This window comes from uncultured Psychrobacillus sp., from assembly GCF_938022135.1.
In the GTDB taxonomy this organism is placed as follows: domain Bacteria; phylum Bacillota; class Bacilli; order Bacillales_A; family Planococcaceae; genus Psychrobacillus.
This window is the reverse complement of the sequence record NZ_CALIED010000057.1, coordinates 17,788-27,087: the sequence shown is the minus strand read 5'-3', so window position 1 is coordinate 27,087 and position 9,300 is coordinate 17,788. Positions and strand designations below refer to the sequence as shown.

Sequence of the window (9,300 nt, the reverse complement as noted above, 5' to 3'; positions counted from 1 at the left end):
GTTCTTTTTTTTTCAAGAGCCTGTAAAGTAATCATACAGGAATGCTCCAGCGGGAGGAGGGAGACAGATAAGACATCACAACCGCGCGCGTAAGCGACGGGTGATGGCTTATCGCTCCCCCGCGGAAAGCGTCCGCCGAAAGCGGAAATCAATTCTTTCCTCTTTAAAATGCAGATGATTTACATTTTTCTTTTTATTATTTCTGTTTTTCATCGCTCCCCCCGCGAAAAAGCGTCCGAGATATGAGCGAAAATCAATTCTACTGTATAGATTAAATAGCATAACATGCCCTTATTCTGGCCTAATTTTTCTTTAAAAATAGCAAAATAAAATTGATTCATATAAGCAGCAATCTAAGATTTAAAAATATCTTAAATTGCTGTCTTTTTATTGTTTAAAAAATGTTTAATTTACCCATACTTGATGTGTATAGACCTTTTGTCGAAAATCTTCTAAATTGCGATGATTTCTTCTACTTTTGTCAGTTGCAAAGGATTATAGAATTCTATGTGGAATTGCGTTTTATGAGGAGGCGATTTTATGAAACACGATGTTGAAAAAGTAGGAGACGAAATTGTTATTATTCGATTGAAAGGTGAGCTAGACCATCATAGCACGACAGAAATAAGAAATGAGATAGTACCAATGATTAAGAATGGCTCTATTAAGGTTCTTGTTTGGAATTTAAAAGATTTAAATTTCATGGATAGCTCAGGTATTGGACTCATTCTAGGTAGAATGCGAGAGTTAGCTCCAATTGATGGTCAAACCATCATCGTTAATCCATCACCAACTATGCGCAAAATTTTTCAGTTTGCAGGTTTAAGCCCATACATTTACAGCGAATCAGAAATTGAAATAATTTCAAAGTTAGGGGGAATAGTTTATGGACAATGAAATCACATTATCTTTTATTGCCAAAAGTGAGAATGAAGCATTAGCAAGAATGGTGATGTCCAGTTTTATATCTGCGATCGATCCAACAATTGAGGAGCTGTCAGAGTTTAAGACAGTTATCTCGGAAGCAGTAACTAATGCTATTGTGCACGGTTATGAAGAGGATGGCGTAGGAAAAATCGAAATACATGCACAACGTAGTGGAAGAGAGATAGTCGTTTCTATTGTAGATTATGGTCGTGGCATAAAAGATGTCACCCAGGCAAGAGAACCTTTATATACAACCAAGCCTGAGCAGGAACGTTCTGGTATGGGCTTTACTATAATGGAAAGCTTCAGTGATGATGTGGATATATACTCCATTCCTGATAGGGGGACAACCGTAACCATCACAAAGAAATTTGTACCAATTCAAGAATCAGTTAGGACCGTCTAATGATGAACAATAAGCCAACAATTTTACTGACCCAGGAGAAGATGAGAGAGCTAATAGCCCTGTCACAAGAGGGTGACAAGTTCGCCAGACAACAAATGATAGAAGGAAATACAAGATTGGTTTGGTCTATTGTTCAACGTTTTGCTTCTAGGGGGGCGGACCTAGAGGACTTATTTCAAATTGGATGTATTGGTCTTATGAAATCGGTCGATAAATTTGACTTGTCCTATGAAGTAAAGTTTTCAACGTATGCTGTTCCTATGATTATTGGAGAAATTCAGAGATTTCTTCGAGATGATGGAATGGTCAAAATTAGTCGTTCCATTAGGGAGCTGAACTTTAAAATTCGTCACGCAACGGATGACTTTCTTAAAACGCATGAGCGGCAGCCAACCATTTTGGAGCTAGCAAGTATTTTAGAAGTTTCTAGAGAGGATATAGTCATGGCGACCGACGCTCTTAGAGATCCAGCTTCCTTGCAGGAGCAACTCTATGAAAATGACAGTGGAGATGCTTTGACTTTGATGGACCAAATGAAAGATGAACGTTCAGAAAAGTCATTCGATCATATCCCTCTAAGAGAACTAGTAGAAAAATTAGAAAAACGAGAACAGATGATTATTTATCTGCGTTATTACCTAGACTGTACTCAAAGTGATATTGCCGAAAGGTTAGGGATATCCCAAGTTCAAGTGTCGAGACTAGAAAAGAAAATTTTGACACAGTTAAAGAGCTGGCTGGTACCTGTAGGCAGTACTGCTAATACAAAAGCTAGAGATAGGTGATTATTACGAAGACACTATTTAAGGATATGACCGAGGCAGAAGCGTATTTAAAAGAAAAGTTTGGGGAGAACGAGTCCTATGATTTTGGACTCCTTCATACCCACTTGTTTAAGTTCCCGGTATTACTTGTTTACATTAATGGTCTCATTGATGGACCGACATTAACAGATTTAATGACGGGGACTATGAAGAATCCTCCAGAAGAGGATGTTTCTCAAAATGAAATCATGAATCACTATTTTCCTTACTACTCAATCACGCAATATGACTCAAAAGAAAAGTGGATTTCGGCACTACTAAGTGGCCAAGTGACGTTCATTTTGGAAAATGGATCAGTTTATACGGTAGATGTACGAAGTTACCCCGGTAGAACACCCGAGGAGCCAGACAATGAAAAAGTGGTACGAGGATCTCGGGATGGTTTTACGGAGAACATTGTTTTAAACACCGCACTTATTCGTAGACGAATAAGAGATACCAACCTCCGTTTCGAACTACATCAAATTTCCTCGATGAGTAAAATGGATATCGCGATTTCCTATATTAAAGGAGTGGCGAACGAAGAAAATCTAGAACTCATTCGGAAGCGTTTAAAAAAAATCAAGCATGATGGATTTACGATGAGTGATAAAGCACTAGAGGAATGGTTATTCGTGCAGGGCTTTCATCCAGTGCCTTTTGTTCGGTTTACCGAAAGGCCGGATATAGCAGCCGCTCATTTACTTGAAGGTCATATTTTGCTTGTTGTAGATACCTCTCCATCTGTTATTATTGTCCCTACAACCCTATTCCATCACTTACAACATGCTGAGGAATATAGACAAGCTCCAGCAATCGGAACCTTAGTAAGATCTATTCGTTTTTTTGGAGTTTTCTTCAGTTTATTTTTATTGCCATTTTGGTATTTAATGGCTAAAAATACCGAATATCTACCGGAAGCCTTAGATTTCTTAGGACCTAATGAAACAAGTGAGATACCGCTTATACTCCAATTGATATTTGCCGATATTGGAATAGAGTTTTTAAGGCTAGCCGCCATTCACACCCCTACTCCGTTATCCACAGCAATGGGAATTATAGCGGCTTTAGTCATCGGGCAGATGGCTGTTGATGTAGGGCTATTCGTAGCAGAAGTTATTTTATATACAGCTATAACAGCCATATTTACGTTTGCTATTCCATCCTATGAACTAAGTATTGCTACTAAAATATTTAGGATGTTCCTATTGCTTAGCGCAGCTGCTTTTGGTGCAAATGGACTGTTTATAGCAACAGTGTGTTTAGTATGGTATATATGTAGCTTAAAGCCATTAAATGTACCTTATCTGTGGCCATTAATACCTTTCTATCCGAGAGCGTTTGCTCGTATTATTATTCGTTTTCCGATGCCAACTAATGCGAAGAGACCTTTCATCACGCGATCACCTGTTCGAGATCGTTCCAAATAGCATTGCAATCCTCATATTCAATATGGTAAAGTTCATATAGAAAATGAGGAAAAGAGGCGAGGATACATGGTAATGGTATCAGAGCATAATGTGAACGAAAAGGGCCACCTGTTGATAGGCGGTATTGACTCATTAGAACTTACTAAAACATATGGAACTCCGCTATTTGTATATGATTTGTCTCTTATCAGATCAAGAGCAAGAGCCTTTCTAGCTACATTCCAGGAAGAAAATATAGGTGCTCAGGTAGCTTATGCAAGTAAAGCTTTCTCTTGCATTGCAATGTATCAAGTGATAGAGCAAGAAGGCTTGTCTTTGGATGTTGTATCAGCGGGAGAACTATATACAGCAATACAAGCGGGATATCCTCCAGAACGAATACATTTTCATGGTAATAACAAAAGTGTAGATGAATTAATGTTGGCAATGGAGCATAAGATTGGCTGTATAGTCGTAGACAACTTTTACGAGATTGAATTGCTAAAAAGTTTAACTACAAAGCTAAACCAAAAAGTAAAAATATTACTAAGAGTTACTCCAGGAGTAGAGGCTCATACCCATGATTATATTACAACTGGTCAGCAGGACTCTAAATTTGGTTTTGACTTAATAAATGGACAAGCTGATCAGGCATTTCAACAAGTTTATAAAGAAGAATTTATAGAATTGTTAGGATTGCATTGTCATATTGGGTCTCAAATTTTTGAAACAGTTGGTTTTAAGCTAGCAGCAGAAAAGCTTATCACTAAAATGATTGAATGGGATAACGTGTTTGGCTATGCCTGCAAAGTATTAAATCTTGGTGGTGGCTTCGGCATTAAGTATACCGAGCAAGACACTCCGCTGGAACCTTCTACTTATGTGAAGGAAATGATTATTGCTGTTAAACAATTAGTAGCAAATGCTAACTTAGAGATGCCAGAAATTTGGATTGAGCCAGGTCGTTCACTAGTTGGTGATTCGGGAACCTCCCTTTATACCATTGGCTCTGAAAAAGAAGTGCCGGAAATTCGGAACTACTTAGCAGTCGATGGGGGCATGTCGGATAATATTCGCCCAGCTTTATATGGAGCAGAGTATGATGCGGCGATTGCCAACAAAATGGGAACACCGAAAAAGGTTGACTATACAATTGCTGGGAAATGCTGTGAGTCTGGGGATAAGCTTATTGAGCATATTTCATTACCGAAAGCTGAACCAGGTGATATTTTAGCCGTGTTCTGTACCGGAGCATATGGGTATTCAATGGCAAGTAATTACAATCGTATGGCAAAACCAGCTGTAGTATTCGTTGAGAATGGTCAGCACCAATTGGCTGTAAAACGAGAAACATTGGAAGACCTTATTCGCCTCGACCTTCCTTATCATATAGAGAAAGGAAGAGACTAATTTGAAAAAGATAAATGTTATATTGTTTCTAATTTTATTTTTAACCGGAATAATTTGGGGAGTAGCGTATTGGCTATTTATTGCCCCAAATGGTAATGTATAATTGGACAATTATCATAAAAAGTAGTAAAGTTCTTTAAAGAAATTAAAAGAGGGTCTTAAACATGTTATTTCGTTATAAAAAAGCTTATGAAAAAATTTCTATGGGTCTCTTATCTTTTATGCCCAATGAAAAAGATGTCAAAAAACTATTAGAAACGATTCATGAATACGAATCTAATCCTGATTGGCACTTATTCGTTTGGAAAAAGATGGAGGATGTCGTCGGCATTATTGGAGTTCGAATGGTGGAAACAGATGCAGTCATCCAACATATTTCTGTTAATCCTTCTCACCGAGGAGAGGGAATTGGCAAGAATATGATTCTAGCCCTATCTAATGTTTTACAAACGACTAATATTAGGTCAACGGAAGAAATCAAAGCTTTCTTTGTAAAATGTCATAAAGAAAAAGAAGAGAACTGACCCTATAGGTCATCTCTTCTTTTTTTCTTTTTTTCTCGTTCTTCAAGTATTTCAGAGCGGTCTCTAAGCATATGTTTATGAATAAGAAAATGTTGATCTATATCTTTTGATAAGGTTACCTCCTTGGTGAGGGTAAGCAGTGAATCATTTTGGATGCCAATTTGAAATGCTGTAAAAGGCTTATGAAGCTGAATAGATTGATAGGCTTGGGTGGCATCTTTTAGTAACTGTTCTGTATTTAAAGTTTCGAAGAAAGGAGATTGTATTGTTTCTTTCATACGTTTAATACTGCTTTTCATGGTCTTAGAAGCGCCTTGAAAGTTACCACGTCGCCAGTGGTACATAGAAGTGGAAAGTAGAATGAGTGCGGCTAAAGGATGTACCTTTTGTCGTGGGGAAACTTCCTTCCAATAGTCTTCTAATAGTTCATGGCATTCAAAATAATCTTTAGTCTCGTTAAATTCTGTTATAAAATGAACAAATTTAGAATCGAATGTAGGGTGCATTCCAATCACCTTTCCTCTATAATTATGTTTAAAATCAATATTAGGTGGAGTTTTATGTCTTACGAAGTAAAAACAGAAGCATTCGAAGGTCCACTCGATTTATTATTACATTTAATAAATCGTTTGGAAATAGATATATACGATATCAAAATGGCTGAGATCACCACACAGTACATGGAACATATCCATGCAATGCGAGTTCTCGAGTTAAATGAGGCAAGTGAATACTTAGTAATGGCTGCTACATTGCTGTCTATTAAAAGTAAAATGCTTCTTCCAATTCATCAGGACGATGATATGGAGGATGATTTTGATATTAATTTAGACGACCCGAGAGATGAGCTAGTATTAAAATTAATAGAGTATAAGAAATATAAGGAAGCCGCGAGTAATCTGCAGGAGTTAGAAGAAACTCGTAATCTATTTTATACGAGACCGCCTGCAGACTTAAGTGGTTACCAAAGTAATCAGCAGTTAGCTTTGTTTGAGCTCGATGTAAATGTTTACGATATGCTTGGAGCCTTTCAAAAAATGTTGAGAAGAAAGCAGCTTAATGCTCCTCTACATACTAAAGTGAGCAAGCAAGAGATCTCCATTAGGGAGTCTATGACTAACGTGATTACTACTTTAAAAAAGCATAATGGAAGACTATCATTTTATGAGCTCTTTCCAACAAAAGACAAAAACACTATTGTTACGACCTTTTTAGCTTTATTGGAGCTAATGAAGCGTCAGGCGGTTTTGGTTGAGCAAAAGAGTAATTTTGAAGATTTGTTTGTTCAATTAGGAAAGGAAATTGAAATATATGAAGAAATTAAAGAGTAAAATAGAAAGTCTACTATTTGTAAGCGGGGAGGACGGTTTAACTAAAAAGCAACTGTCATTCTTAACAGATACAGAAGAAAACCAAATAGCCGAGGCTTTAGATTTGTTGATGATGGAGTATGAGGATACAGAGGACAGAGGCATCCAGCTAAAGCAGCTCGCTGGAACATACCAACTCGTTACAAAGGAAGAAAATATAGATTGTATTCAAAAGCTAGTGGAAAATCCAACTGCCCAGTCTCTTTCTCAGGCATCGCTTGAGGTTTTGGCTATTATTGCATATAAGCAGCCAATTACTCGAGTAGAAATAGAGGATATCCGTGGTGTGAAATCAGAACGGCCAATACATACATTAGCTGCAAAAGGACTAGTTCAAGAAGTTGGACGTGCAGAAGGGACAGGTAGGGCTATCTTGTATGGAACTACACAGGAATTCCTTCAATACTTTGGATTAAAGGATATCAGTGCACTACCTCCATTACCTGAAGAAGTAGAGGTAGAAGACATGGAAGACACAGATTTATTTATGACCAAGTTCCAAGAAGCATTTGAAGGATAGAAATAAATGAAAAAGGAGTATTTTCCATTTATAAAAAAGCGCTTATACTAATTTTGTTTTTCCTGTTTGTTAATATTGGAAGTGCACAAGCCGTATCTTCATCTTATGCTGTGATTGATGCTAAGACAGGGAGATTGTTGCTAGGAAATAATGTAGAGGTAGAGCTTCCTATTGCTAGTCTTACAAAGGTGTGGACAGCATTGACGGTGTTGGACAATACAACTCTTGATGAAGAAATTACGATTTCTTCGGTAGCTGCGGCTCAAGAAGGATCCTCTCTCTATTTGCAGCCAGGAGAGGTTTGGACTGTTAATTCCTTGCTGCATGGACTAATGCTTCAATCAGGCAATGATGCAGCTTATGCATTAGCAGAGCATACTGGAGGTTCGTTAGAAGGTTTTGTGAAACTGATGAACGAAAAGTTTCAATTAGCTGGTTTAGAAAATTCTCATTTTACGAATCCTTCGGGTCTTCATAATGATGAACACTATGCTTCGGCTCACGACATGGCTAATATGTTCCGACTTGCTTTGCAAAATGAAGATTTTATGAAAATCGCATCTGCTAAGAATTTTGTTCCAAAGGAACGTTCTATCAAATGGAGAAATAAGCATAAACTTATGCATTTCAATGAGTATACAGTTGCCGGTAAAACAGGTTATACGAAAAGAGCTGGAAGAACGCTTGTAACATATTTGAAAGACAAAGATAAAGAAGTAATTGTGGTAACATTGAATCATTCAAATGATTGGAACACTCATGTTTCTCTTGCAGAGCAAATATTCCAAAACTATTCGATGGTTCAAGTAGTTGAAAAAGGGAAATACGAGCTTTTTCAAAAAGAGGTAATAGAGGTTAAAAAGGACTACTATTTACTGTTGAACAAGGAAGAAGAAGAGAAGCTAAATAATGTACTCATTATCCCGAGAAACAACAAGGAAAAGAAGCCTTTTCTCTGGAAGGTAATGATTGATAAAGATGTTGCGCTAGAATTTAACGTCAAGAAAGTCAAATAATTTGGAGAAGACAGTTTTTCTAAAAGACTGTCTTCTTTTATTTTCTGCAAAAGTGTGACATAATTCACTCATGTATGAAGAATGGACGAGGTGGATTACTTGGAAAGATTACAAAAAGTTTTAGCACACGCAGGTGTTGCTTCACGTAGAAAAGCAGAAGAGTTAATTTTAGAAGGAAAAGTAAAGGTCAATGGGAAAGTAATTAAGGAATTAGGTACTAAGGTCTCTGATTCAGATACAGTTGAAGTAGAAGGTGTCAAATTAGAGAAAGAACAAAAGAAATATTTCTTACTTTATAAGCCAAGAGGTGTTATCTCAGCCGTTAGCGATGATAAAGGTAGAAAGACTGTTACCGATTTACTCCCTCATGTAACGGAAAGATTATACCCAGTAGGTAGATTAGATTATGAAACTTCAGGTTTATTGCTTTTAACAAATGACGGAGATTTTTCTTATGCACTTACACATCCAAAGTTCAAGGTGGACAAAACTTATGTCGCGCGACTTAAAGGTATACCTTTACGCGAGCAACTAAGACCGCTTGAGAGAGGTGTCGTTTTAGAGGATGGTAAGACAGCTCCTGCAAAAGTTAAGCTTCTATCTTCTGAAAAGAAAGCAAATAAATCAATTGTTGAAATTACGATCCATGAGGGCAAAAACCGTCAAGTACGTCGTATGTTTGATGCAATTGGCTTCCCTGTGCAAAAATTAAAAAGAGAACGATTTGGTTTCTTAACTCTACACGGTTTGAACGCAGGAGAGTGGAGAGAATTAACAACTCATGAGATTAAACAGCTTAGAGTACTGGCAGAAACAGGTAAAACAGGTAAATAGCAATGAAAAGTTCACAAAGCCTTCATATGTCCTTCTCAAATTGGACATTATATTTGGTATAATATTGTCGGCAATGCATGG

General features: G+C 37.3%; 11 protein-coding genes. 10 read left to right on the top strand and 1 reads right to left on the bottom strand.

Annotated features, from left to right (window positions below; translation table 11 throughout):
- Positions 1-540: 540 nt before the first annotated feature.
- The 6 genes from Q0371_RS11665 (at position 541) to Q0371_RS11640 (ending at position 5,479) form a co-directional block, all read left to right on the top strand.
- Positions 541-897, top strand: coding sequence for an anti-sigma factor antagonist (locus tag Q0371_RS11665; protein ID WP_169361316.1), 357 nt, complete (start codon positions 541-543; stop codon positions 895-897).
- Entirely contained in the window at positions 887-1,333 is a 447-nt protein-coding gene (gene spoIIAB, locus Q0371_RS11660) for an anti-sigma F factor (RefSeq protein ID WP_169361315.1), read from the top strand. The genes Q0371_RS11665 and spoIIAB overlap by 11 nt, the downstream gene beginning before the upstream one ends.
- Positions 1,333-2,118, top strand: coding sequence for a SigF/SigG family RNA polymerase sporulation sigma factor (locus tag Q0371_RS11655; RefSeq protein ID WP_169361314.1), 786 nt, complete (start codon positions 1,333-1,335; stop codon positions 2,116-2,118). Before spoIIAB ends, Q0371_RS11655 begins: the two co-directional genes overlap by 1 nt.
- A 2-nt stretch (positions 2,119-2,120) precedes the next feature.
- The gene (locus Q0371_RS11650) at positions 2,121-3,566 is read left to right on the top strand and encodes a spore germination protein (protein WP_298471240.1); all 1,446 of its coding nucleotides are present in this window, start codon (positions 2,121-2,123) and stop codon (positions 3,564-3,566) included.
- A 66-nt stretch (positions 3,567-3,632) separates the two neighbouring features.
- Complete coding sequence (gene lysA, locus Q0371_RS11645) at positions 3,633-4,955, top strand: diaminopimelate decarboxylase (protein WP_298471233.1); 1,323 nt, start codon at positions 3,633-3,635, stop codon at positions 4,953-4,955.
- 164 nt (positions 4,956-5,119) lie between these two features.
- Positions 5,120-5,479 carry a GNAT family N-acetyltransferase gene (locus tag Q0371_RS11640; protein WP_298471231.1) on the top strand — a complete coding sequence of 120 codons (360 nt, stop codon included), beginning with the start codon at positions 5,120-5,122 and terminating at the stop codon, positions 5,477-5,479.
- Between the two features lie 2 nt (positions 5,480-5,481).
- On the opposite strand, the gene Q0371_RS11635 is transcribed toward Q0371_RS11640, so the two are convergent.
- The gene (locus tag Q0371_RS11635) at positions 5,482-5,985 is read right to left on the bottom strand and encodes a DUF309 domain-containing protein (protein WP_169361311.1); all 504 of its coding nucleotides are present in this window, start codon (positions 5,983-5,985) and stop codon (positions 5,482-5,484) included.
- Positions 5,986-6,039: 54 nt separating this feature from the next.
- Here Q0371_RS11635 and Q0371_RS11630 point away from each other — a divergent pair, with 54 nt between their 5' ends.
- The 4 genes from Q0371_RS11630 to Q0371_RS11615 all read left to right on the top strand — a co-directional run bounded on the left by Q0371_RS11630 (position 6,040) and on the right by Q0371_RS11615 (position 9,219).
- Complete coding sequence (locus Q0371_RS11630) at positions 6,040-6,810, top strand: segregation/condensation protein A (RefSeq protein WP_298471228.1); 771 nt, start codon at positions 6,040-6,042, stop codon at positions 6,808-6,810.
- Positions 6,791-7,369 (top strand): SMC-Scp complex subunit ScpB, encoded by a 579-nt coding sequence (gene scpB, locus Q0371_RS11625; protein ID WP_169361309.1) that lies wholly within the window; start codon positions 6,791-6,793, stop codon positions 7,367-7,369. Before Q0371_RS11630 ends, scpB begins: the two co-directional genes overlap by 20 nt.
- A gap of 53 nt (positions 7,370-7,422) precedes the next feature.
- On the top strand, positions 7,423-8,385 hold the full coding sequence (locus Q0371_RS11620; protein ID WP_298471225.1) for a D-alanyl-D-alanine carboxypeptidase family protein: 963 nt from the start codon (positions 7,423-7,425) through the stop codon (positions 8,383-8,385).
- 99 nt (positions 8,386-8,484) lie between these two features.
- Positions 8,485-9,219 (top strand): pseudouridine synthase, encoded by a 735-nt coding sequence (locus tag Q0371_RS11615; protein WP_298471223.1) that lies wholly within the window; start codon positions 8,485-8,487, stop codon positions 9,217-9,219.
- The last annotated feature ends 81 nt before the right edge of the window (positions 9,220-9,300 follow it).

Coding starts and splice junctions, on each gene's coding strand:
- scpB (WP_169361309.1), top strand. CDS start 6,791: ATGAAGAAATTAAAGAGTAAAATAGAAAGTCTACTATTTGTAAGCGGG.
- Q0371_RS11640 (WP_298471231.1), top strand. CDS start 5,120: ATGTTATTTCGTTATAAAAAAGCTTATGAAAAAATTTCTATGGGTCTC.
- spoIIAB (WP_169361315.1), top strand. CDS start 887: ATGGACAATGAAATCACATTATCTTTTATTGCCAAAAGTGAGAATGAA.
- Q0371_RS11635 (WP_169361311.1), bottom strand. CDS start 5,985: ATGCACCCTACATTCGATTCTAAATTTGTTCATTTTATAACAGAATTT.
- Q0371_RS11630 (WP_298471228.1), top strand. CDS start 6,040: ATGTCTTACGAAGTAAAAACAGAAGCATTCGAAGGTCCACTCGATTTA.
- Q0371_RS11655 (WP_169361314.1), top strand. CDS start 1,333: ATGATGAACAATAAGCCAACAATTTTACTGACCCAGGAGAAGATGAGA.
- lysA (WP_298471233.1), top strand. CDS start 3,633: ATGGTAATGGTATCAGAGCATAATGTGAACGAAAAGGGCCACCTGTTG.
- Q0371_RS11665 (WP_169361316.1), top strand. CDS start 541: ATGAAACACGATGTTGAAAAAGTAGGAGACGAAATTGTTATTATTCGA.